The sequence below is a fragment of the Rickettsia endosymbiont of Cantharis rufa genome (assembly GCF_964026445.1).
In the GTDB taxonomy this organism is placed as follows: domain Bacteria; phylum Pseudomonadota; class Alphaproteobacteria; order Rickettsiales; family Rickettsiaceae; genus Rickettsia.
Window position 1 is genome coordinate 836,284 of sequence record NZ_OZ032150.1, and the last position, 23,904, is coordinate 860,187.

Sequence of the window (23,904 nt, forward strand, 5' to 3'; positions counted from 1 at the left end):
GACTTGATCGCGGAATCCATATAAAAAGTTCATTTTAACTGGATCCCGTGGTCAAGCCACGGTATAACGCTCATGTACAAAATATAAATTAATTTTCCATTTTGTACAGTTTTAAAATATGAATACAGGATCTACAATATCTCACAACAGCTGGGGTTAGGTCTTTTATCATTACCGCTAAGCTCTAATTCTTCTTGTATATCAGAGCTTGTGGATGTAAATAGTTGTTTTGATATAATGTTATTTCTTGTTATCGTAGGATCAAAAGACTTAAGCCGTGGGATAGGTATACTAGTTTTATCTGTTATATTTTCATTTTTTGACATAAAAACCTTCTTTTTGAGCTTATAAAAAAGATTAACTTATTTCTATATTTTCAACTTTCTTCCTCACTTTGTTCTATCGGTTCTAAGCCATATAAAGATATCATACGCTCAAACACTCTACCGGCAGTAGGGACAGCCGTCCAACTTGCCGTTGCAAAGCCAAAGCTTTCTTTAGTTGGCTTTGGCTCATCAAATCTAATAAAAATAACATATTGCGGGTTAGATACGGGCATCATACCTAAAAACGACGAAGCTCTGCTATTTTTTAAATATTTCTTTTTGCTCCCAACACCTTGCGAAAGCTTCTCTGCCGTACCTGTCTTACCCCCGACAAGGTAACCTTTGACTTCTGCTCTTTTACCATTACCGTCTTTTACTACCGATCTAAATAATTTCTTCATTTGGGTAGAGGTATTTTCACTAAAAACTTTTGTACCTATTACTTTTTCATCTTTTCTTTTTAATAAAGTAAGGTCATATAAAGTACCGCCGTTAACAACCGGTAACATTGCTCTAACAAAATGCAAAGGGCTAATAGAAATACCGTAACCGTAAGACATGGTAACACTAGTTAGTTCATTCCATCTTTTCTCAGAAGGAAATAAGGGGGTACCTCGTTCAGGTAATTCTATTTGTAATTGATCTAATAAGCCTAATTTTTTTAGATATTTTTTAAAATTACCTTTACCGATTTCAAGCATAATTTGACTTGTGCCGATATTTGAAGAATGCAGAAAAATCTCAGGCACGCTATGCCACCCTTGCCTTGGCGTATAATCCTTAAGCTGGAATCCTCCTACTTTCATGTAACTAATGTCATAAGCGTCATTCATATTTATTGCACCGGTATCAAAACCGACTGCCATAGTTAATGCTTTAAATACCGAACCCATTTCGTAAATACCGAGACTTGCTGTGTTAAACAGCTCCTCCGATTTTGCTAAACTCGGATGATGAGGATCGAAATCAGGCTTATTTACTAACGCTAAAATCTCTCCGTTATTAGGATTCGCAATAATACCTACTGCTCCTATAGCATTAAATTGCTTTAAAGTTTTATCAATCTCCTCACTTAAAATACTTTGCAGTCTTATATCAATCGATAATTTAAGCGGCTCTTTCCTATCCCTTGGTTCATTTAATTCATGATCGGAATTAGTTAAATATTTATCGTAAGCGAGTTCTAAGCCACTAAGCCCTACCGAGTCTCTACCTACATAACCCACAACATGCGACAATAAATTAGAAAAGGTATAAATTCGTTTCTGCTCTTCTTCAAAATCAAAACCAAGTAATCCGAGGCTAGTTATTTTTTCTTGCTGACTAGGTAATAAATCTCTTTTTACCCATATAAAGCTTTTATTTGATTTAAGTTCCGCAAGTAATTTAGCTTTATTAATATCAGGTAAAATTTCAGCTAGCCTTTTTACGGAAGTTTCAGGATCGAGTACTATTTGCGGATTAGCAAATAACGAGGCAGAAGGTAGGTTAACTGCTAATAAATTATCGTTTCGGTCAACTATTTCTTTTCTAAATTGATGATTTTTTTTGAAGGAATTAATATTTTTATCGTAAACATTCGTAGCAACGATTATTAACCTGTAAGATAAAGTACAAAAAAGAAAAGAAAAACCGCAAATAACCATTAATAATCGGATTTTTGTATTTTTACTACAAACATTCCAAAATATCAGACTTTTAATTGCAGGTTTCCATTTTTCCAAAATTTGTTTCATATATTATTTATAGTGTTTTAAGTAGCGATCATCCAGCAACCTATTATGTCATTTCCGGGTAGACGGGAATCCGAGGTAAAGCGAGATAAATCGAGCTTTTAAAAAGTTTTAAAGTACTGGATTCCTGCTTTCGCAGGAATGACATACCGGACAATCACTTAATCCTACTCGAAACAGTCTGTATATACTTATTATTCGTAGTTCTTCTGTAACGCCATTTGCTGCCCTTCGGAATACTAATATTATGATCAAATTTAATATTTTGATCGCTATTCGGTGCTAATGGATCTTTTATCATTTGATAAGATTTAACTGTTTCTAAGGTCAAATAAGCTGCCATAAGTTTTTTTAATCTAGTCGGCGAAAGTAAATAAGCTTGCTCTGCTTTTAAAATATGAATATTCTTATTTTCACTATTTATCTGTTTTTCAACGCTACCTAATTGATAATCAAGAGTTGAGACTCGCTCCTTTATGTTAAACAAGCTACATACAGCTATAATTATTATCAATAATATTAAATAGTGAGACTTTTTTATAGTCATAATATCTTCTTAGCGGCTCTAAGCTTTGCCGACCTTGCTCTAACATTCAACCTTGTCTCTTTATCTGAAGGCGCTAGAGCTTTGTTAGTAATAATCTTAAGCCATTTATTCGGATCAATTATCGTATCGTCTTTAGCATATTTTGATCTTGCTACCGGCTTTTCCGAATTCTCTTTAAAGAAATTCTTAACTATTCTATCTTCTAAAGAGTGAAAAGATACAGCAACCAAACGTCCGTCTTTCTTTAATATATTCTGCACATTTGCTAAAAATCTTTCTAATTCCCCAAGCTCATCGTTTACATAAATCCTAATGGCTTGAAAGGTTTTAGTTGCAGGATCGATTTTGCCTTTTCTAAATCCTATGCTACTTCTAACAATCTCGGCTAATTTGCTCGTGTTATCAATTTTTGCCGTTTTTCTATATTCTACGATTCTCTTAGCAATTCTTCGTGAAAAGCTCTCATCACCGTATTTGTAAATTACATCGGCTAGCTCTTTTTCCTCTGCCGTATTTACGAATTTCTCGGCACTAAGCCCTTGCCCGCTCATACGCATATCTAAGGGGCCGTCGTGTAAAAACGAAAATCCTCTATCTGCGATATCTAACTGCATTGATGAAACGCCTAAATCCAGTACTATTCCATCAAATTTTTTTTCCTTAAGCTTTACAAGACTATCCGCAAAATTCGTTTCTATGAAATCAAACCTCATGCCGTAATTTTGTTTAATTTCTTCAGCTCTTTTAATCACATTCGGATCACGATCCAGGGCTGTGACATAACAGTCACAGCTTTCTAATATTGCTTTGCTATACCCTCCTGCTCCAAACGTACAATCTAGATATGACTCACCGCTGCTAGGTGCTAAAACTTTTAACATTTCGTTTAACATTACAGGTATGTGAGGTTGCTGTGTCATTAATGAGCATTCCTTAAGGTTAACCGCTTTTCATGAGCAATTTTTTGAACGGAATTTAAATATTCTTTAAAATTCTGTGGCTGCCAAATCTCAAAAATCACCCCCTTACCTACAAAACATGCTTGCTCTTCGATCCCTGCATGCTTCATTAAAGATTGCGGCAACACAACTCTTCCCTCCCCGTCAAAGGAAAGCTGCACAGCTTCTCCGAATATCATAGTCTCAAAGGCATCACGCTCCTCAGAATACGGGTCAAGAGTTTCAATCATCTGCCTTAATTTCTCGATATGCGAAATACCGCACGCTTCTATACAATTATTCCTAATCGACGGATAAGCAATTACGCCGTTAAATAGTTCTTTCCCTAGTACCCCGCGATAATTCGCCGGCACTGATACCCTGCTCTTTTTATCAACACCGTTTACATATTTCGATAAAAATACATTCATTGGTATAATTTGGGATTTTATGGTAATTTATAGGATATTATAGGAATATAACGTAGTCAAGCGTTTTTAACAGCTAGGAGTTAAATTATTAACTTGTGCTTTAAAAAAGGGTAAATAATAGCGTTTTATGTCATTCCTGCGAAAGCAGGAATGCATTGTTGCGTGGATATAAAAAAGTGCTCGGTGTCATACCGTGGCTTGGTCGCACCTCCATTTTACAGATGTGGATATTAAAAGGCTATACGTTCAATAAGAGTTCCGATGACTTTATCATGAATATCCAATGACTTGGAAAAACAAATTGTTTTACGTGTCAGTCTTTTGCATCTTGTTCTAAGATTTAAGTTACCCCGTTCTATCCGTTGAGTATATTTTTTACTAACAATGTGTTTTTTGGGATCTAATAACCTAGCATAACTTCCCTATCCATCTGTAAAGTAAAAAGTAACCTTAAAATCCTCCAGTTTTTTTCAGTAATGATTCTGATGTGCTATCACATCTTGTACCAAAAGTATAAGCAACTACTTTTAACAAAATCTTATCCAAAGAATATCAAAGCCATCTTTGTTTGGATTTATTCTGTACATAAGGCCATTGTTCATCTATTTCAGGAGCAATAATTACTTCTATCGTATTGATAGAATGATTTATCTTTTTTAACGCTAGATTTTTTTAAAACACGGATAACCGTATTGATACCCACTTTTAATACTCTTACTGTATCCCTAACTCCAGAGCCATTGATTGACATATCTACTATCTGAGTCTTGACTCCAGGCTTAGAGGCATTATTAATATATTACAGTTAAAAATATCGATTACACTGCTTGCATTGATATCTCTGTTGTTTTGAAATTGAATATCCCGCCTTTACTACTTTTTCTGTGTCGTTATAATATCTACACTTAACATCTATTCTTGATCTACACTTAACATCTATTCTTGCCATAACTCCTTAACTATAATTCTCTCTTATTACTGTTTGAGGATTATAGACTATTCATGCTAAGCTGCAATACGGGGGCGCGGCCATACTATTAATACCCTTATAGATTTTGAAGAATGTGAAGACAACGCAAATTATAGAATTCACAATTTGGCAAGAATTTTAATGAGAAAGTGTCCGGAAGAAGCTAAACATATTATTAACTCTATAGTAAAAGATGGGCATAAAATAAGTTTTATATTTAATGACAGTTTTGAAATATTTTCAAACAATACGATTTCTATTTTCGGTGAGCTATACGGTGTTATCGAAAATACAATAAAAGACTCTAATATACCGGCGTTTATAGGCTTTAATACTACCGAAGATTGTATCATTAATGCTAACTTTGAAGCTAATTTAAAAAACTTTACTTCATATGCCTTAGGACCGACAGTACATGCTGCCGGATTTATGATGAGCGATCGAGAAGAATCAAATATGCCATTCGGTGATTCTTCAATTACCTCAACATTTTTATCATTTACTAAAGATGGGATAATAACTATTTGCGGGATAATTTTTGCTATATTAGCTATTTTAAAAATACAAGAACGTTGTGAAAATAGCAAAAATACAAATCGATCAAATAGTAACTATCTGCAAATGAAAAAAATTACTGAAAAAGAAATGGAATATCAGGGTAAAACATATAAATATGATTTAGATCAAGATATTTGGGCTCCTTATTTAGGAGGTGATGATGCTATTTATCATGCATAATTATAAATCTAGCATTCTTAGCTAAATATATATATTATTGTGAGCGACTTGGTTATGTAACTTAAAAACTACATAATCATAAATCTTAGTTAACAGCGCTAAATTTAACAATATCTTAAATTTGAACTTCAAAAACTTAATTTATGTTTAAAATACCTATAGATAATATTATAGTCTTCATATATCTAATATCTATTTTAGCTATAGGTATATATTACAGAGCTAAGCATAGCAGTTTCAAGAATTATGCAAATGTTGAAAGCAAGGCACGAAATAGTAAGATATTACTAATAGCTACAATATTTGCAAGTTCTGTCGGAGGAGCTACCACCTTCGGTATTATGGAAAAGGTTTTCTTAGGGCATGAATATTATGCTTATGCTCTTATACTTACAATACCGATAGATATACTAATTGCGATCTATATAGTACCTTTAATTGCCAAACATTACGGAGCCGAAAGTATCGGCGACATTGTGAGTACATATTATGGTAATATCGGTCGTTTTATTGGCGGTGTTAGCTCAGTCATTGTTTCAGTGGGGTTTTTGGCTGCACAAATAAGCGTCAGTGGCTATATTTTCCAATATATCTTAGAAATAAATTATGTGAACGGGGTAATTTTAAGTTATAGTATAGTACTTATATATACTACAATCGGCGGCTTGCAATCTATTGTTTTTACTAATTTACTACAATTTTTGGCGATGATAATTGCTATACCGACCATAACTTTTATCAGTTTAAGTAAAATCGGTTTTGTAGATTTTATTAATCACTTCTCCACGGAAAATGCAAATTTTGATCAAAGAAACTTACTTTCTTATACGATTGCAGCAGCTTTAAGCTTTAGCGTCATGAATCTATACCCTACATTTATCCAAAGAGCTTTAATTAACAAAAATCCCACGCAAACAACTAAAGCAATATATGAAAAATCAGCTGTATATTTTCTCTTCTTGATTTGCATCACTTTAAACGGTTTAATTGCTTATAGACTTTATCCAAACCAGCCGTCAAATTTAGTATTACCTTACTTAATCAACCAAATCATCCCGACTTTAATTCAAGGAATAGTAATGAGCGGCCTCTTAGCTGCCGTTATGTCTACTGCCGATTCTGATTTAAATGTTACTTCTATAGCTATTGTTAAAGATATAATCAATCCTATTTTTAAAGTTAAAAATCAGCAAAAATTATTATTAATTGCCCGAATTATTAACGTTATAATAGGAAGTTTTGCGATAATTGTAGCCTTAAAATTCAGTAATGTAATTGACTTAGTAGTGTTCTTTACCGGTTTTTGGGGACCGGTAATATTAGTACCGTTAATAACAACACTTTTCGGCATCAAAACCTCTAAAACCATAATGGTTTTATCATCACTTGGCGGCGCAGCTACTTTCTTAATATGGGAATACTATTCTTTATCTTTGCAATATTTCAACCTTAGGGGAGTATTTGTAGGGACGATAGTGAGTCTTGTGATATTTATTTTAGGACGGTATTATTATGGTTCTATGTCATTCCCACGGAAGCGGGAATCCAAAAAAAATTATAAATGCAACAAATTTTTGAAACTAAAAGCTTGGTTTATCTCGCTTTATGATGGATTCCCGCTTTCGCGGAAACGACATAAATGAGCCATACAGATAACTCTAAAAAAACCTACTTGCGTAGAAATTAATTTACTTCTAAATTAATGTCATATCTCGTTCCCTTAGGTTCTCCGGTTTTATTAAACGCTTGCATTTCTACTAACTCTTAAAGATCTATTGTAGCAGTAGCTTTAGGAGTTTTCGTAATAGTTATATAGTTTTTAGCACTTAAACCGCCTTTAAACCCATCTACTCCTTCCTCAAAAATTCTTTTAACTGCTTTTTCTTGCCGAGCATTTAATATATTTTTGAATTTATCATAAAATTTTGTTTTATTTATTAAAAACTCTATATTACGCAAAGTATAATATTGAGCTTTAATTATCGTTTCAACAAAATATAATAGCCAATCCGTAATTTCTAAGCTTTTATTATTACGTTCTAAAGCATTATAGTATAATTTCTTTTCCTCAATTATTACATGAGATAAAAACAATCAATATCGACTGTCCTATATTTTGGCGCAACATTTTTATAGTAATAATTCTGCCTATTCTTCCGCTACCGTCTTCAAACGGATGTATAGACTCAAAATAAAGATGGACTATAGCAGCCTTGGTAAACGGAAAAATATTATCTTTAGTATCATTATACCAAAGGCTTCAAAATGAACTGTAGGTTCATGATATTTACCCGGTACTACCTGCATAGGTTCTGCGTGAGTACGATATTTTCCTATAGCACCTAAATCTCTTCTACCGTTAGTTAGCATTTCATGCCATTGACACAAACAATCATGACTCGAGGGTTGTTTATATGAATAATACATATCGGCAAACAATTCGGAAATTCCGGTTTCTGCAGGTGAAGCATTTCTATTATCTGTTGCTATATTAAAGTAACGTTTTATAGAAGATTGTACACTATCTCTATTTAAATATTCACCTTCAATTTCAGAAGTATTTAATGCTTCGTTTCTTACAAGCATGACAATTAAGTTATTTTGATCTGTTTCTGAAAGATATTTAGTAGCTCCTAAAAGAATACCACTATTTTTTAACAAAATTTTTCTCTAAATCTAGTATGTGTTTCTTATCATATTTAAAGCTAGGCCAATCTTTATGCCACCAACTCCATATCATGAGTTATAAATATTTATTTTATAACTCATGATATAGAATAGTTGTGAGTTATGAAGTTAGTTTTTTTGATGCAAAACATTAAAAATCATATCGGCGAGTGACTTACTAATTCCATTTACTTTAACCAGCTCATCTATAGTTGCATCGCATACTGCTTTGTATGAACCAAAATAATGCAGTAATGCTTTTTTACGAGTTTCCCCTATGCCTTCTATATCATCAAGACTTGATAGTTTTATAGCACGTGATCTACCTAGTCTATGATTCTTTATGGCAAAATTATGAGCTTCATCTCGTAAAATTTGTAAATATTTCATCACCGACAAATTCTTATCTATTGTAAATGCCTCTTTACCTACCATATGGAATTGCTCGAGACCGGCATTTCTATCTACTCCTTTTGACATACAAACAAAAGGAGTATTCATTTCAAATTTATCCATTACCTCTTTAACGATGCCTAAATGCCCTTTGCCGCCGTCTATAATTATCAAGCTTGGTAATTTATGCGGCTCATTCTTAAGTCTAGTTAATCTTCGTGTTAAAACTTGTCGAAGCATTTCATAATCGTCACCAACAATGTCATTATACGTACCGTTGGTGCCATCCCGCGACTTGACCGCGAGTTCTGTATTGTTTATTGATGTACTGGATCTCGCGGTCAAGCCGCGGGATGACAATGGGAAAGTACGGGATGACAATGAGAAAATCCGATATTCCTTTTTATCGAAACCTGACTTACCGGCAACTACCATAGCACCAACAGCAAACTTACCTTGAATATGGCTATTATCGTAAATCTCAATTCTTTCAGGAATTTCAGAAAGAGCAAATAACTCTTTGATTTCAAGCATAATCTCTTGATTTTTTGCAAATTTCTTCAAATACTGCTCTAAGGAAAACAAAGCATTTGCTCTAGCGTTCTGAACTAGCTTTGCTTTACCTCCGCTAATAGGTATTATAATGTTGAGTTTAGCAATATCATTAATTTTCTTAATCACCTCTAGCACATTCTCTTTATCATTAATTTCATGATTAATAATAATTTCCGCAGGTGCTTGTTGTTTTTGATAAAATTGCAATAAAAAATATTCTAATACTTCCTCTTTGATACTATTTTCTGTAGAAGTAGGAAAATAAGGAATATTACCACATGCTTGCCCTGCCCTATATAAAAACACTTCTACGCAATAATGCCCGTTCTTTTCTACAATAGCGATTATATCTGCGTCTTTAACAATATCTGAAACCCCGGCTTTAAGCTGCACATAACTAAGTGCTTTAATGCGATCTCTAATTTCTGCCGCCTCTTCAAAACGCATCTGACTACTTAACTCTTCCATCTTTTTGGATAGATTCTCTTGGAGTTCTTTAGTACGACCTTGTAAGAAATCTTTAACCTGAGTTACTAAATCTCTATAGCCTTCCTTGTTTATTTTACCGACACAAGGAGCATAACAGCGTTTTATTTCATACTGTAGACAAGGGCGAGTACATGAATTAAAGTAATTATCTGTGCAGGAACGTAACTTAAAGATTTTTTGCAGTTCTGTTAAAGTAGTATCAACTTCCGTACTCGAAGCAAAAGGACCAAAAAACTTTCCGTCACTTAGAGTTTTACCTCGATATTTTAGCAACTGCGGAAAATCATGATCTAAACGTAATTTGATGAAAGGAAAGGACTTGTCGTCCTTAAGAAGAATATTAAATTTTGGCTGAAATTTTTTGATTAGCCTAGCTTCTAAAAGTAGTGCCTCAACTTCGGAATTGGTGATGCTGTACTCTAAAAAACAAGTATTTGCAATCATCCGAAGCGTCTTATTATCTAAATCGCTTTTAATGTAATTAGTAAGGCGTTTCTTTAAATTTTTAGCTTTACCGACATAGATAACTTGCTTGTTAACGTCAAACATCCGATAAACCCCATTGCGTTCAGGAATATCTATAAGTTTAGATTTAATTAACTCACTTCCGGTAACTTCTAGGGTCATATGGTCGTACCTCCATTTTGCAGATGTGGATATTAAAAAGCTATACGTTCAATAAGAGTTCCGATGACTTTATCATGAATATCCAATGACTTGGAAAAACAAATTGTTTTACGTGCCAGTCTTTTGCATCTTGTTCTAAGATTTAAGTTACCCCGTTCTATCCGTTGAGTATATTTTTTACTAACAATGTGTTTTTTGGGATCTAATAACCTAGCATAACTTCCCCATCCATCTGTAAAGTAAAAAGTAACCTTAAAATCCTCCGGTTTTTTTCAGTAATGATTCTGATGTGCTATCACATCTTGTACCAAAAGTATAAGCAACTACTTTTAACAAAATCTTATCCAAAGAATATCAAAGCCATCTTTGTTTGGATTTATTCTGTACATAAGGCCATTGTTCATCTATTTCAAGAGCAATAATTACTTCTATCGTATTGATAGAATGATTTATCTTTTTTAACGCTAGATTTTTTTTAAAACACGGATAACCGTATTGATACCCACTTTTAATACTCTTACTGTATCCCTAACTCCAGAGCCATTGATTGACATATCTACTATCTGAGTCTTGACTCCAGGCTTAGAGGCATTATTAATATATTACAGTTAAAAATATCGATTACACTGCTTGCATTGATATCTCTGTTGTTTTGAAATTGAATATCCCGCCTTTACTACTTTTTCTGTGTCGTTATAATATCTACACTTAACATCTATTCTTGATCTACACTTAACATATATTCTTGTCATAACTCCTTAACTATAATTCTCTCTTATTACTGTTTGAGGATTATAGACTATTCATGCTAAGCTGCAATACGGGGGGGCGACCCAGAGCTAGAAGAATATAGCAGCGAATTAATATGATAGAGAGGATTAATAGGCATGCAAAACATCACTAGAAACGAAGAATTAATATTAAGTAGTATAGTAAGGTTTGAGAACTTTGACATGCAGCATATTAAGCCAATATTAACCATCAGTACCACCTCTATCAGAGCGAGTACTCAAGATGCTGGATGAAGAAATAGAATATAGTCCTTTGAGAAAGCTTACACACTTATTTGGACCATACGCGTCAAGTTAAGGAAAGGCAGTAAGCAATTTGCAAGAAATTTAGAAAAAAGCGCTACTTAAAAAAGGAGGTAAAGAGTATAGGTATTAGTACTGTAACGCTAAGGGACTTATACAATGAAAAATATAACAAAACTACCGAATAGAGTCAAAGAGTTTTTAACAGAAACAGCTATCAGAGTTGCAATTAGCAGCGGTTTTATCAAGGGGAGAAGAGGATTAACCGGCTGTTCGTTTGCACAAGCATTAGTATTGGGTAATTTGAGTGATGCTGATTGTAACATAGAAAGAATGTGTCAATTATTACATGAAGAATCAGTAATAATAAGTAAGCAAGGCCTAGATTTCAGATTTAGTAACTCTGCAGTGGATTTTATGAGGAGTATGTATGAGAAAATATCGGTTTATTTGCAAATAGTTTTAAGCTTGATTGCGGGATATTACAGAAATTTAATAACGTTAAGTTACTTGATAGCAGCAATATAAAATTGCCCGACAATATGGAAAGATTATATAAGGGGCATGGGTCAGGATTTAAGGATCATGAGCGTAGAGTAAAAGCTTCGATCAAGCTGCACATTATATAATTATTCAACACAAACAATAAGTAACATAGATATTCTTGCGGGGGCACGATCAGATCAAGGTTATAAAGATTATTTACAGGATATTAATCCTAATGATTTATTGATAGCAGATTTAGGGTATTTTGTTCCTAAGTCTTTTAGTTCCTTAAGTGCTAAAGGCGCTTATTTTATTAGTCGTTACAAGACTGATACTAATATATATGATAGAGCTAGAAATAAATTAGATTTACTTGAGTTATTAGAGAAAGTAACTTTTTGACAAGGTGATATTTTACTTAGCAAGGAATCATTACTACCGGTTAGGATCGTCTGCCATAAGCTTACAAAAGAACAATCTGATATCAGGAAAAGGAAGGCGAATACACTTGCAAAAGCACGTGGCTATAAGTCTTCTCAAAGAAATCAAAATTTACTTGATTGGTCAATATTTATTACTAATATTCCTGAGAGTCAAGTCAGTATCAAGCATATAGCAACGATAGGCCGCGCCCCCGTATTGCAGCTTAGCATGAATAGTCTATAATCCTCAAACAGTAATAAGAGAGAATTATAGTTAAGGAGTTATGGCAAGAATAGATGTTAAGTGTAGATCAAGAATAGATGTTAAGTGTAGATATTGTAACGACACAGAAAAAGTAGTAAAGGCGGGATATTCAATTTCAAAACAACAGAGATATCAATGCAAGCAGTGTAATCGATATTTTTAACTGTAATATATTAATAATGCCTCTAAGCCTGGAGTCAAGACTCAGATAGTAGATATGTCAATCAATGGCTCTGGAGTTAGGGATACAGTAAGAGTATTAAAAGTGGGTATCAATACGGTTATCCGTGTTTTAAAAAAATCTAGCGTTAAAAAAGATAAATCATTCTATCAATACGATAGAAGTAATTATTGCTCCTGAAATAGATGAACAATGGCCTTATGTACAGAATAAATCCAAACAAAGATGGCTTTGATATTCTTTGGATAAGATTTTGTTAAAAGTAGTTGCTTATACTTTTGGTACAAGATGTGATAGCACATCAGAATCATTACTGAAAAAAACCGGAGGATTTTAAGGTTACTTTTTACTTTACAGATGGATGGGGAAGTTATGCTAGGTTATTAGATCCCAAAAAACACATTGTTAGTAAAAAATATACTCAACGGATAGAACGGGGTAACTTAAATCTTAGAACAAGATGCAAAAGACTGACACGTAAAACAATTTGTTTTTCCAAGTCATTGGATATTCATGATAAAGTCATCGGAACTCTTATTGAACGTATAGCCTTTTAATATCCACATCTGTAAAATGGAGGTGCGACCGTAAACCAGCAAAAGGGCTTATTTGGCATACTGATAGAGGTAGTCAATATTGTTCTGATAGTCATTTAAAAATTATAAAACAACATGGTATCAAACAGAGTATGGGTCGTAAAGGAAATTGCTTGGATAATGCTGTTGCTGAAAGTTTCTTTCATACTATAAAAACAGAATTAATGTATCAATATAAATTTAAAACTAAGGAGGAAGCAAAATATGCCATATTTGAATATATAGAGGTATTTTATAACCGTATCAGAATGTATTCTGCTAACGATTATTTATCACCAGTAAGATATGAAGAGATACAAAATTGCACTTAAACAACTGTCCGGAAAAGTGTTGACAGATCATCTTGTGGTATTTCCGCATGATAGACTGATCTAGAATTTAATGCAATATTCAGAGCTTCAGTACAGTTTTCGATTCCTTTTTGATTATCGCCTAATTCGCTATACTTTTCATCAATTTTATTATATGCAAAAAAGTAGTATATGGGTTTTCTTTGATTAATGAAGGTAGTTTAGTGCTAATTTCCTCTAATTCTATTGATGAATTAGCACTAAGAGCTTCAGAATACAAGTTTAAAGCTGTGCTTCCTCTTTCAAAATTATCTTTAGTCCATCTATTATCATCTGCAAAGCTAGATGGTAACTCAGATAGTTGTTGTAATATTTCTTGTGTAGTGCCTACTATCGGTTGACCATTAATTAACATGCTAAACTATTAAAATTAATTAATTGTATTGTGATAAAGTTATATATCATTGTCAATTTTTTAATAGCCTTAATGCCGACAACCGCTACCGTGAACGTGGAGAGGATGGAGTTTTATGTGATTTAGCATCTTTTTAAGGAGTGTAGCGCGCTTAAGTTTTGATGAATGATCTAAGAAAGTTTTGCCGTTTAAATAATCTATTTCATGCTGAATCACTGTGGCCAAAAAGCTCTCTGCTTCTAATTCTTGTTTATTACCGTTATAATCAAGATACTTTACCTTGATTGCTTTTGAGCGTGTAATAGATGCTTCAATGCTCGGAAACGATAAAGAACCCTCAATAAAAGTTTGTTTTTCTTCAGAAAAATAAGTTATTTCCGGATTAATAAAAACTATAGGTGATGATTTATTATTTTCATGTAGATCAACTACCGCTATACGCTTTAATATTCCAACCATATTAGCACCGAGGCCCACTGCCCTTTCTATATGCAAAGTCTGGAGCATTTTATCTACAATAGTACGAATATTATCATCAACAACGTCTATATATTCTGCCTGTTTTTTAAAAACATCGTTTGGTGCATAAACTATTTGATAGTAAGGCTTATCTTGATTCATTAATATACTCCGGATAAATAAAGAGTTATTTTGGTATTGCTAAATAAAGATAAATATCGTCATTGCGAGCAGGTGTTGTTGCGTAGACCGGTTTATGTCATTCCCGCGAAAGCAGGAATCTAGAAAAATAACTTTAATATTACTACAGAGTATAAAAATTTGTTTTTATATGGTTTTACTGGATTCACGCCTACGCGGGAATGACATTGGTTAGGCTTTTCGATCCATGCAACAACGTCTCCTCGCAATGACGTAGCTTTTATTTAGCAATTCCTATTTTATTACGATAGCTGACAATATATTCTCATTATAAGATTCTTGTAAGTGAAATGAACGTCTTTTGCTTGGGTATTTTAACGGATTTGTGTAAGTATCTTCACCAATATTTTTTATATCTTTAACGCCTGCTTCTTTAAGTTTTAACTCTACAAAAGCCGGTAAATCAAACATATAATGATTTTCTTTTATTGAGTTTATAAAAAACTGTTTATTGTTAATATCCTTACTTAGGAAAGCTTTATAATATTCCTCATCAACCTCATACGAACTTTGAGCTATAGCAGGACCTATCACTGCTATTAAATTCTTTACTCCTTTTTCTGTCATTTTAGTAACTATATTACTTATAATATTATTTATACTTCCTTTCCAACCCGCATGTGCTGCTCCGATTATTTTACCGTCACCACTTGCCAGTAGTACCGGTACACAATCTGCTGATTGTACCGCTAATACTAAATTTTTTTTAGTTGTAATGCTTCCGTCTGCATCAGGTACGGCAATTATAGAATCATCAGCATTAACAATTTGGTTTCCATGCACTTGATTTAAAATTAAAATATCTTGTGCTTTAAAATAAGCAGTAATGGATTTCTTGTTTTCAACTATTTCTGTTTCATTTATAGAGTTATTTTTTTTTATATATCTATGACTAGAATTATTGAATGTTTTATCAAAAATTTTATAATAAATTGATTTGTTTATTAATCCTTTCATGAAAATACCCCATATTAATTATAATAGTTTTATCAATACCTTATCCAACCGTTTACAAAAAAATAAACAGTTGGAAAAAATAATAGTACAATTTCACCAAGACTATAACCTAATTCCTATTATAGGCGTAGAAATAGAGTTTTATTTAAGTCCCAATATTGATATAGCTAAATTTGAAATACTTTCAAGAAAATACTTAGCTAGATTTAAAATTTCTAAAATAAAAAAAGAAGAGGGTAATAACCAATTTGAAATAGACCTCCCTCCTTCTGCAAACTTAATACAATATATAAAAAATATATTGGAGGTTAGAACTATTTTAAAAAAAATGGCACAGCAGTTAAACGGTTATATAGATTTTTCTCCTAGGCCGTTTTTAGATGATTATGGTAGTAGCATGCATTTTCATATTAATTTTAATTCCGAGTTCAATGATTATTATATAATTTTGGCAGCACAAGGGCTATGTCACTATATGTTAGACACCCTACTCGCTTTTATGCCAACTACTCTAGATTATTCACGGATAAATAAAAAATTTATGGCTCCTACGCATATATCATACGGTGGAAATAACAGGAGCGTAGCCGTACGAATTCCAAATTCTTTTCCTAAACGTTTAGAACATCGGTTATCTTCTCCCGAAACTGATCCGTATATAGCAATTTTTACTATTTTAAAATCAATATTATTGGCTTTAAAATCTCCTAATTCTCTCCAAAAAATAGAAAAAATTTACGGTAACGCTTTCGATCCGCAATATAATTTAACTCCATTACCGACATCATCTCAAGAGAGCTTTATGTTATTTAAAGCGGATTTTTTTAAATAATTTGTATTTTGTTCACAAAACCTAAAAACTAAAAAATAATTGTTTTTACAACTAAAATAAAGATTGGTATAAAGTTTTAAATATAAAATTGCCAAAATTGTTTCAATTAATTATTTTATTTTTGTAAAACTAAATACTTATGAGGTGCTTTAAGCTGCATTTCACTCTATATTTTCATAATTTTTCATTAGATAATTAAATTCTGCACCATAGATAAATATCATATTTATAATATAGAAGAATATTAATGTAACTATTATACTACCAAGGGAACCGTACATTAAATTTAATTGGTTGTAGTAGACTATATAGGTTGAAAGCAAATAGCCGCTTATTATCCATAATATCACGGTTAATAAAGCTCCTGGGAATACATCAACGAAATTTAATTTTACATTAGGTAATATATAATACAGGGATGAGGAACCTAAAAACAATAAAATTAAAATTAAAAAATATCTTATAAAATTTAAAATGATCTTATATTTTTCAATAGTCTCTAATATTATCGGGATTTTCGTAAATATTATTGGAATCACCACTAAAAGAAACATAGTAAAGGTAATCAAAGCACTAATTATAAGAAATTGTATAATACTGAGTAATCTTCTTCTTATATAAGGAGGAGGAGATTTTATTTGATATACACGATTTAAAATAGTTCTTAAACATTCTACAAAAGAAGAAGCAGTCCAAACACTGCCTACGATGGCAAGATTCATTAAACTTTGAGGGGGAGCACTTAATAATTCTCGTATTCTCTTTTCTATTGATTCCGTTGCTTGTTCCGGAAGACTGTCTAGAAAAATTTGTATAAAATTTTGACCAAGTTCTGAAGCACCTAAAAAACTTGTTAAAGCTAATAAGAATACTAGGAAAGGGAAAATAGATAAAAGTATCATAAATGACATATATCCGGAATGTTCAACGCCATCATCTTCTATTGTTCTGAATAAGGCCACATAAAGACAATTAAAAATTTTTTTCATTATAAGCTTAAGTTTTTATTATTAATTTTATATTTAATCTTAAATAAGTTAGCTGTAAATAATTAATTTATAATTAAAATAAAACTAACTTTATCTTTGATTTGAAATATTAATATAGGAATGAGATTTTCCCTTGCATTAATTATATATTTTTCTATAATACACTAGAATTTGGTTTTTTTATAAATTGTAATTTATAGAACTGTTAACAAAGTAATTTAATTAGTTTTAAAATTTATTTTGTTAACAGTCTTAGTATTTCAGTAAATAAGTTTTTATATATAAGATATTGATATTTTATCTTTTAAAAAATATTTAAGGTTCTTATGATATTTTTTCTTGATAAGAAGTAATCCTACATGATTCTTTAATAATTATTTACCTAATGATTACAAAAAACTTAAAAAATGTTATTTTATAGTTGCGTATGATATTAATTTATGGTATTATTTCTACTTAAAATTGGATAAGTTTAATGGTGCAAAATTATTAATAACCACATATTTTATAAAAAAATATGGTAATATCATTTTTATTCAAAGAAAATTTTTAAATATAGATATAATTAGTAACCAAGGAGAAGGTAATGGGTAGAAAAAACGATATTATACAGAAAATTGATAGTTTTATCGGCAAGAAAATTTATTCTTTAAGACTCGCTAAGGGGTTGTCTCGTCAACAACTTGCTGAAGTAATTGATGTTACTCATCAACAATTACAAAAATATGAAAAAGCAATTAATAGAATTTCTGTAGGGAGGCTAGTACTAATTGCAGAGGCTTTAGATAGGAATATTGATTATTTCTTTGAAGGGTTAGAAGAAGCTAACAAACCGCAGCCCGTACATACTCAACATCAACGTATGTGTATTGAAGTTTCAAGAAATTTTATGAAGATTAATAGCACGGAAGAACAACAAGCCGTTAATAATTTAGTAAAATGTTTATCTGGAAAAGAAAAACTAAAAACTAATGTATAAAGTATACAATTTCGTGAATATAATTAAGCTTTACTAAACAGCTACCCGATAATCATTCATTAGAACAGATGTCGTCTTAGCTAACTTGATCGACATTGTCGCATGGCGGTTATGTCATTCCCGCGAAAGCGGGAATCCAGTAATTAAAACATATCAATGATATAAGTTTTCAAAACTAAAAATTTACGTTACTTTTTTCTAGCTTCCCGCTTTCGCGGGAATAACATGTATGTCAAATTAAGGAACTCTTCCTGTATCTTTGCGTGGTTTTAGTTGAGCATCATAACCTACTTTCGATTTATCTTGAATTGCAACTTTTTCCTCAAGCTTTGTTCGATTTTCTGTTAACATTGTTATATTATTAACTGCGCCTTTTTTCTTATTGTCCGCTTCATTTTGAATTAATGTACTAATTAATTTTATTTTTTCTTTATCGTTTAATTTTAAATTTTCAATAAATGATTTTTTCTCTGCTAACTCCTTAGTGTTATCATAGCTTCCTTGCTGTTGCTCATGTTGAGGTTTATATTTATCATCTATGGTTTTATAATCTGTAATTGATTTATTAATTTGCTGTTCTGATTCAACTCTTTTTTCTTCAATGGTCTTAAGATTACCATTTGGAGAAAGCATAGCACGAAAATTATTGACTTTCTCAACTGCAAGCTTAGATATATCACTTAATATACCAGAAGTTTTTTTCACAACTTCTTCTTCTGTCGATACTACTGATTCTTTAGATTTTTCTAATTCTTCTTCGCCAGGTGTAGGGACATCTTTTGATGTTTTAGTTATACCCGCAACTATGTCCGAAGTTTTTTCTGTAATTTGTTTTTTTGAGACTTCGGTTTTTTCAGGGTGAGCCTCTAAAATAGGATCAATCACATCTTTTAATGCATTAGCTACCTTTCTTGCTGCAGCATGTAAATCTGTGTCTTGATATAAATCTTTATTTAAATTTTGGGGCTCTCTTTCCAAAGCTGCTTCCATTGCAGCATCTTTAAGTGCTTTTTGATCTTCCGGTGTAGCAGTACTTTTGTCGATACCGCTCGAAACTGCCTTAGTCAGTTCAGAAGTTACTTCGGGGGTTGCTTTACCTTCATAAATGCCGTCTACTAACCCTTTAGTCATTAGCTTTTTATCTTCCAAATCTGTTATACTTTCGGCAACCCCTTTTTCTACGTATTCTATGGCAGCAATTTTTTCTGTAGGTGCTATAGTTTGATGACTAGCTATAGCTTTGCCTATACCTTTAACAATGTCCGCTTTATCTTGACCGTTCAAAGGACTCTCAGCAACTACCTTAGTAATATTTTCAAGTGTTTCACCTTTTATCTCCGCTTTAATCGTACTATCTAAAACCTTTGTGGTAACATTTTGTATTGCCTCAGTTTTAGCGATAGCATTAAATGCAGGGTTAGCTAAAATACCTTGCACCTCTGCTATTTCGACATTTTTAGTTTGTTCTGCTGTAATCTTATCTAAATTCTGTTGCATCAATTGTTGTTGTTCCTGGGTTAAAACACCCGCTTCTTTTTCTTTTGCTAATATATCCCCGATTAATTGGCTCTTTTTTTTAGGAGTAAGTTTTGACTCGTTTATCTTGTTGTCCATTCCTATAAGCATACTCCCTTTTTGTTCATCATGGAGGTTGCTATTTATTATTGTATCGCTGAGACCATTAAGTGCCGCCCATCTATCTAATTCATCATTAAATGTTAAAGCAAGTTCTGTTGCTTTTCCCACTATTTGTTGTTTATGTGTTGGATTAAGATTTTCTGAATTTAACGCGATAGCTACTGTACCTTCAAGCATTTTTGATTTTTCTAGGTCTGGGGTATTCTGATCATTTTTTATGGTTTCTAATATCGCATTTACTCCAGTTACTTTTGCGTACGGTGTAAGGTCTTTAGTATTGACCGTATTTTCAGTTAAAGCAATTATATTAGCCTGCTTTTCAGCAATATCACTTTTCTCATTATTAAGAATTGCTGAGGCTGCTTCTTTAATTAAATCAATTTGTTTATTGTTGTCGGTCTCTTTTGTTAAACCTGCATTTACATAATTTAATAAATCTTGTATGCTGCCTGATAAAGCTGTAGCTGCATTAAGGAGGTTTGGATTCACTTGTTGCGGCATCGGCATTCCGTGAGGATCACCAAGAGGATAAGGTGGATTTGGAATTCCTGAAGATTTAGCTTGTTGCGGCTGTAGCATTTGTGTAGTTTTAGTAGTAGGTGTTTCAGCAGGTGACTGCAACCCTTGATTTGGGGTTATTGTTGATTGTAGTGTTTCCTGGGATCGATTTTGTACCTTTGTTAAATCTTCAGATATAGTTTGTGATAAGTCAACGCTCTGCCCTTGGTTTAGTTCTACCTCTTTCATCATTTCTTTATATTTACCACGTGTTACTGCAAGTGTATAAATTTCTCCACCATGCTCAATATAAGCTACCGCATCCGGTCCGTCTCCGGCAAATTTTAAAGGTTGCGGTGAGCTTATTTCTTTAAGCAGAGGTTTACCGTTTGGCCCTTCTTCGTAGTGGGCAGTGAAATATACTGCTTTATCTTTAGAAGGTTTCGTACCGTCGGCTTTTAATGCCACCATCGATAGATGTATCGACCCATCGGCTTTATCAAGTTTTACAGGAAAATCAATCTCTCTATATGAACTAATTTGAACCTGCGTACCATCTTGTTTAGCTACAGTAAAAGGCTTAGTTTTAACAGTTTTTTCATTTAAAGTACAAAGTTCATCACCTACATCATTTTTAACTAATGTTGCTCTAAGATCACTTGCGCCTATTTGGTTTTCCCACGGTACCGGCTTAAATCCACCTAGGTATCCATTAGCGGCACTATATGTTGAGAGAACATTTTTATAACCGGTTATTTCTGCTGCTTCTAGCTTCTTTTTCGTATCCGAATCTTCAAAAGCTTTATTAACTAACCCTTGATTATCCGGATTACTTAAAAAAGTATGGAATTTTTTATCTTCTTCCTCTTTTGCTATTTGTTCAGCTAACTCCGGATTTGTATTGGCAAAATATTCTCTTAATATATCTCTTTGCTTTTCTAAAATCTCTTTTCTAATAGCTTCGGTTATTGGATCTAATGTTTGACCGTCTGCCGATACCCCCCTGGATAAAGCACTAATTGAAGGTATTGAAGTAGAGGTGCTAGCCGGTGCTTGAAAAATGCTATCATCAGCTTCTAGTTCTGGGGGTGTAGTTTGAGAAAAAAGTTCTTGCTTTTGCTTTTCTTGTTGCTGTTTTTCTTCTTCCGTAAATTCTCTATTTAAAGGATCAAATTCACTTATATCCGGGTTACCGTCTTTACTCATAAAACCTCTAATTTAATCAAAAATTAATTAGCACAAACTGAATGTCATACCGCGACTTGATCGCGCTATCCGCAAAAATAATTCAAAAGATTCTGTGGTCAAGCCACGGGATGACAAAGGAAAAAAGCTGGATTCCCGCCTACGCGGAAATGACATAACATACCTTTTTTCACAGTTTGTGTTATACTGTCAAAAATAGTATATAGGGATTTCAGAAATATCAAGAAAAATCTGATATTTTTATTGAGAAATTTTATATTCTTTGTTGAGTTCTTTGGTTGCCCAAAGCCAAATTATACAAGTAATTATGAATAAAATCATCAAGCAAACAGAGATAGATTGGTAGCTAGCAGAAGGTAATATTATAAATACTAATGATTGTAAAAATGCACTACCTGATTTACCAAGTTTTGTACCGATTACATCAGCCGCTGCTTTACCTTTTATTTTTATTTCCGGGTCTAAAGGGACATAAGCCATTTCTTTTGTTGAATCAAATAAGGTGTATTTGCTTGATTTACTAAGCACGTTTTGAATAGCGCCAATAGTTATAGCAATTAAAGCAGGATCTGTTAGAATGAAATTTGCTATTATTAAACCTGCAAATCCTTCAAAATTATTAACGGCAAAAAATAATATACCAGTAACAAAAACTATTAAAGGTGTGATAACAGCTGCCGTAAACCAGCCGAGTCTTCTAACTATATTTGAACCAAGTACGACGAATAAAATGGTAAATGCTCCGGTATAACTCAAATAACTTCCTATAAACGCCGCATATTCAGTTGGAGTTTTATAAATTTTGGTAGCTGCCGCTTTCCAAGGACCTTCTACTAAGTTTATAGCAATACCGTAACAAATAAGTAAAGTTGCAATTAATCTAATATGTCTTGACGATAGAATCATTTGAAAACTTTCGACAATAGTCATTGATTTTTTCTTTGCTTTAAATTTGAGTAATGCCATATGCTCTTTGTCTAGTATTTTATGATTAAGTAGCCAAAAAGTTTTAATAGCGATGATGCCTAAAATTAATACTATAGTTAGTATAATTTGTATAGAAAGCGTGTGAAAAGACGATTGCAATGAGAATTTATTAGTTACATACTCATTAATATTACTTAGATTTTCTAAAAATTGTCCTGCTAAATAAATACCTGTTTGGCTTAGTAATCCAAATAACGGATAAAATCTTTTAGATTCCTCTACTGTAGTAATATTATTAACAAATTGCCAAAAAAGTAATGCAAAAACTACATTTGGCCATAATTCGGCTATTATGTAAAATAACGAAAAACTCCATTTCGATAAAAGAAATATAAACCATTTTAAATTAGGTAAACTTATCGTTAAATTTTGAACAGTTACAGGGCTTAAATGCAATATTTCATGGTTTGGGAAAATAACATAAGCAAATAAAGCAAAGAATGCCAAAAAAATTGATATAACAAGATAAAATATATTTTCTGCTTTCATACTATTAACAAGCTTTACATAGATAGTAGTCACTAAGAAAGCAGATGGCATCACTCCCCAAAATTTCAAAAATGAAATAGTCTCGGCACCGATCATAGTAGTAACAATACTATCTTTTAAAGCTCTGATTAAATTTTGGATAAATAAAATACAGAACATTAATAAGGTGATGAATAAAAATTTAGAAACTTCGTGACGTTTTATGGGCCAAATGTAATCGGTAAGTTTGGAAAGATATATATTGATTTTAGAGGGAGGATTTTCTATATTAGCTGGGTTAATCGTCATTAATTTGGTCTAACCTAAATCTCAATTGGCTAGAATTATATATTAAAGATTTTCTAAACTTAAGTCAAGGATATACTCGTTTAATTTGAGGTATTAACTAAAAAGAGTTGATATCGTCATTGTAAGCGAACTTTAGTTCGCGTGGCAATCCAGAAAAATTAATAAAGAATGCTAAAATTAGCATTTTTTTTCACTGGATTGCTTCGTCAAATTACTACGTAATTCTTCTCGCAGTGACGAAAAAGTTTCAAGTTATCAACTCTTCATTTTTAGGAAGT

27 protein-coding genes and 3 pseudogenes are annotated in these 23,904 nt (G+C 32.4%); 9 read left to right on the forward strand and 21 right to left on the reverse strand.

The genetic code is table 11. The features are described from left to right. Window positions 1-131: 131 nt before the first annotated feature. The 5 genes from AAGD46_RS04770 to mraZ form a co-directional block, all read right to left on the reverse strand. Window positions 132-326 (reverse strand): hypothetical protein, encoded by a 195-nt coding sequence (locus AAGD46_RS04770; RefSeq protein WP_341786746.1) that lies wholly within the window; start codon window positions 324-326, stop codon window positions 132-134. Window positions 327-376: 50 nt separating this feature from the next. Then, window positions 377-2,062: a penicillin-binding protein 2 gene (locus tag AAGD46_RS04775; RefSeq protein WP_341786747.1), complete on the reverse strand. Its 1,686-nt coding sequence runs from the start codon at window positions 2,060-2,062 to the stop codon at window positions 377-379. Window positions 2,063-2,216: 154 nt separating this feature from the next. After that, window positions 2,217-2,606 carry a hypothetical protein gene (locus tag AAGD46_RS04780; protein WP_341786748.1) on the reverse strand — a complete coding sequence of 130 codons (390 nt, stop codon included), beginning with the start codon at window positions 2,604-2,606 and terminating at the stop codon, window positions 2,217-2,219. Continuing rightward, window positions 2,603-3,526 (reverse strand): 16S rRNA (cytosine(1402)-N(4))-methyltransferase RsmH, encoded by a 924-nt coding sequence (rsmH, locus tag AAGD46_RS04785; RefSeq protein ID WP_341786749.1) that lies wholly within the window; start codon window positions 3,524-3,526, stop codon window positions 2,603-2,605. The genes AAGD46_RS04780 and rsmH overlap by 4 nt, the downstream gene beginning before the upstream one ends. Further along, window positions 3,526-3,975, reverse strand: a complete 450-nt coding sequence (gene mraZ, locus AAGD46_RS04790; RefSeq protein WP_341786750.1) for a division/cell wall cluster transcriptional repressor MraZ — start codon at window positions 3,973-3,975, stop codon at window positions 3,526-3,528. The genes rsmH and mraZ overlap by 1 nt, the downstream gene beginning before the upstream one ends. A 158-nt stretch (window positions 3,976-4,133) precedes the next feature. On the opposite strand from mraZ, the gene AAGD46_RS04795 reads away from it, so the two are divergent. After that, complete coding sequence (locus tag AAGD46_RS04795; protein WP_341786751.1) at window positions 4,134-4,262, forward strand: hypothetical protein; 129 nt, start codon at window positions 4,134-4,136, stop codon at window positions 4,260-4,262. Here AAGD46_RS04795 and AAGD46_RS09140 read toward each other — a convergent pair. The 3 genes from AAGD46_RS09140 to AAGD46_RS09150 all read right to left on the reverse strand — a co-directional run bounded on the left by AAGD46_RS09140 (window position 4,206) and on the right by AAGD46_RS09150 (window position 4,726). Beyond that, window positions 4,206-4,361 carry an IS1 family transposase gene (locus AAGD46_RS09140; RefSeq protein WP_410525951.1) on the reverse strand — a complete coding sequence of 52 codons (156 nt, stop codon included), beginning with the start codon at window positions 4,359-4,361 and terminating at the stop codon, window positions 4,206-4,208. The genes AAGD46_RS04795 and AAGD46_RS09140 overlap by 57 nt on opposite strands. 166 nt (window positions 4,362-4,527) lie before the next feature. After that, entirely contained in the window at window positions 4,528-4,626 is a 99-nt protein-coding gene (locus tag AAGD46_RS09145; protein ID WP_410525950.1) for an IS1 family transposase, read from the reverse strand. Beyond that, window positions 4,583-4,726: an IS1-like element transposase gene (locus tag AAGD46_RS09150; RefSeq protein ID WP_341786690.1), complete on the reverse strand. Its 144-nt coding sequence runs from the start codon at window positions 4,724-4,726 to the stop codon at window positions 4,583-4,585. Before AAGD46_RS09150 ends, AAGD46_RS09145 begins: the two co-directional genes overlap by 44 nt. 360 nt (window positions 4,727-5,086) lie before the next feature. Between AAGD46_RS09150 and AAGD46_RS04805 the strand changes: the two genes are divergently transcribed. Together AAGD46_RS04805 and AAGD46_RS04810 are read left to right on the forward strand one after the other, a co-directional pair. Next, window positions 5,087-5,683, forward strand: a complete 597-nt coding sequence (locus AAGD46_RS04805; RefSeq protein ID WP_341786752.1) for a hypothetical protein — start codon at window positions 5,087-5,089, stop codon at window positions 5,681-5,683. 143 nt (window positions 5,684-5,826) lie between these two features. Next, window positions 5,827-7,194, forward strand: a pseudogene (locus AAGD46_RS04810) (sodium:solute symporter family protein); the annotation flags it as partial. A gap of 253 nt (window positions 7,195-7,447) precedes the next feature. Here AAGD46_RS04810 and AAGD46_RS04815 read toward each other — a convergent pair. The 7 genes and pseudogenes from AAGD46_RS04815 to AAGD46_RS04840 all read right to left on the reverse strand — a co-directional run bounded on the left by AAGD46_RS04815 (window position 7,448) and on the right by AAGD46_RS04840 (window position 11,396). Beyond that, window positions 7,448-7,777 (reverse strand): hypothetical protein, encoded by a 330-nt coding sequence (locus AAGD46_RS04815; RefSeq protein WP_341786753.1) that lies wholly within the window; start codon window positions 7,775-7,777, stop codon window positions 7,448-7,450. Further along, entirely contained in the window at window positions 7,752-7,913 is a 162-nt protein-coding gene (locus AAGD46_RS04820) for a Fic family protein (RefSeq protein WP_341787902.1), read from the reverse strand. The genes AAGD46_RS04815 and AAGD46_RS04820 overlap by 26 nt, the downstream gene beginning before the upstream one ends. Further along, the gene (locus tag AAGD46_RS04825) at window positions 7,886-8,344 is read right to left on the reverse strand and encodes a DUF4172 domain-containing protein (RefSeq protein WP_341786754.1); all 459 of its coding nucleotides are present in this window, start codon (window positions 8,342-8,344) and stop codon (window positions 7,886-7,888) included. Before AAGD46_RS04825 ends, AAGD46_RS04820 begins: the two co-directional genes overlap by 28 nt. Before the next feature lie 135 nt (window positions 8,345-8,479). Next, the gene (gene uvrC, locus AAGD46_RS04830) at window positions 8,480-10,414 is read right to left on the reverse strand and encodes an excinuclease ABC subunit UvrC (RefSeq protein ID WP_341786755.1); all 1,935 of its coding nucleotides are present in this window, start codon (window positions 10,412-10,414) and stop codon (window positions 8,480-8,482) included. A gap of 32 nt (window positions 10,415-10,446) precedes the next feature. Further along, window positions 10,447-10,611 (reverse strand): annotated as a pseudogene (locus AAGD46_RS09155) (IS1 family transposase); the annotation flags it as partial. A gap of 267 nt (window positions 10,612-10,878) precedes the next feature. Continuing rightward, the gene (locus AAGD46_RS09160; RefSeq protein WP_341786649.1) at window positions 10,879-10,968 is read right to left on the reverse strand and encodes an IS1-like element transposase; all 90 of its coding nucleotides are present in this window, start codon (window positions 10,966-10,968) and stop codon (window positions 10,879-10,881) included. Between the two features lie 254 nt (window positions 10,969-11,222). Next, a complete protein-coding gene (locus tag AAGD46_RS04840) occupies window positions 11,223-11,396 on the reverse strand; it encodes a hypothetical protein (RefSeq protein ID WP_341786756.1) in 174 nt (57 codons plus the stop codon). 211 nt (window positions 11,397-11,607) lie between these two features. Here AAGD46_RS04840 and AAGD46_RS04845 point away from each other — a divergent pair, with 211 nt between their 5' ends. The 4 genes and pseudogenes from AAGD46_RS04845 (at window position 11,608) to AAGD46_RS04855 (ending at window position 13,709) form a co-directional block, all read left to right on the forward strand. Continuing rightward, window positions 11,608-11,976 carry a hypothetical protein gene (locus AAGD46_RS04845; protein WP_341786757.1) on the forward strand — a complete coding sequence of 123 codons (369 nt, stop codon included), beginning with the start codon at window positions 11,608-11,610 and terminating at the stop codon, window positions 11,974-11,976. Between the two features lie 132 nt (window positions 11,977-12,108). Continuing rightward, complete coding sequence (locus AAGD46_RS09165) at window positions 12,109-12,336, forward strand: transposase (protein ID WP_410525976.1); 228 nt, start codon at window positions 12,109-12,111, stop codon at window positions 12,334-12,336. 304 nt (window positions 12,337-12,640) lie between these two features. Further along, window positions 12,641-13,359: pseudogene (locus AAGD46_RS04850) on the forward strand (IS1 family transposase). 131 nt (window positions 13,360-13,490) lie between these two features. Beyond that, window positions 13,491-13,709 (forward strand): IS3 family transposase, encoded by a 219-nt coding sequence (locus AAGD46_RS04855; protein ID WP_341786758.1) that lies wholly within the window; start codon window positions 13,491-13,493, stop codon window positions 13,707-13,709. Window positions 13,710-13,830: 121 nt separating this feature from the next. Here AAGD46_RS04855 and AAGD46_RS04860 read toward each other — a convergent pair whose 3' ends face one another. The 3 genes from AAGD46_RS04860 to pgeF form a co-directional block, all read right to left on the reverse strand. Continuing rightward, entirely contained in the window at window positions 13,831-14,103 is a 273-nt protein-coding gene (locus tag AAGD46_RS04860; protein WP_341786759.1) for a hypothetical protein, read from the reverse strand. 69 nt (window positions 14,104-14,172) lie between these two features. Further along, window positions 14,173-14,724 (reverse strand): peptide deformylase, encoded by a 552-nt coding sequence (gene def / locus AAGD46_RS04865; RefSeq protein WP_341786760.1) that lies wholly within the window; start codon window positions 14,722-14,724, stop codon window positions 14,173-14,175. Between the two features lie 273 nt (window positions 14,725-14,997). After that, window positions 14,998-15,720 (reverse strand): peptidoglycan editing factor PgeF, encoded by a 723-nt coding sequence (pgeF, locus tag AAGD46_RS04870; protein ID WP_341786761.1) that lies wholly within the window; start codon window positions 15,718-15,720, stop codon window positions 14,998-15,000. Between pgeF and AAGD46_RS04875 the strand changes: the two genes are divergently transcribed. Further along, the gene (locus AAGD46_RS04875) at window positions 15,719-16,552 is read left to right on the forward strand and encodes a glutamine synthetase family protein (RefSeq protein ID WP_341786762.1); all 834 of its coding nucleotides are present in this window, start codon (window positions 15,719-15,721) and stop codon (window positions 16,550-16,552) included. The genes pgeF and AAGD46_RS04875 overlap by 2 nt on opposite strands. 161 nt (window positions 16,553-16,713) lie before the next feature. Here AAGD46_RS04875 and AAGD46_RS04880 read toward each other — a convergent pair whose 3' ends face one another. After that, window positions 16,714-17,541 carry a YihY/virulence factor BrkB family protein gene (locus AAGD46_RS04880; RefSeq protein ID WP_341786763.1) on the reverse strand — a complete coding sequence of 276 codons (828 nt, stop codon included), beginning with the start codon at window positions 17,539-17,541 and terminating at the stop codon, window positions 16,714-16,716. A 586-nt stretch (window positions 17,542-18,127) separates the two neighbouring features. Between AAGD46_RS04880 and AAGD46_RS04885 the strand changes: the two genes are divergently transcribed. Next, complete coding sequence (locus AAGD46_RS04885; protein WP_341786764.1) at window positions 18,128-18,520, forward strand: helix-turn-helix transcriptional regulator; 393 nt, start codon at window positions 18,128-18,130, stop codon at window positions 18,518-18,520. Between the two features lie 237 nt (window positions 18,521-18,757). On the opposite strand, the gene AAGD46_RS04890 is transcribed toward AAGD46_RS04885, so the two are convergent. Next, window positions 18,758-21,862, reverse strand: a complete 3,105-nt coding sequence (locus tag AAGD46_RS04890) for a Sca4 family spreading effector (protein ID WP_341786766.1) — start codon at window positions 21,860-21,862, stop codon at window positions 18,758-18,760. A gap of 240 nt (window positions 21,863-22,102) precedes the next feature. Beyond that, window positions 22,103-23,626 carry an NTP/NDP exchange transporter Tlc4 gene (gene tlc4 / locus AAGD46_RS04895; RefSeq protein WP_341786767.1) on the reverse strand — a complete coding sequence of 508 codons (1,524 nt, stop codon included), beginning with the start codon at window positions 23,624-23,626 and terminating at the stop codon, window positions 22,103-22,105. Window positions 23,627-23,904 lie beyond the last annotated feature (278 nt).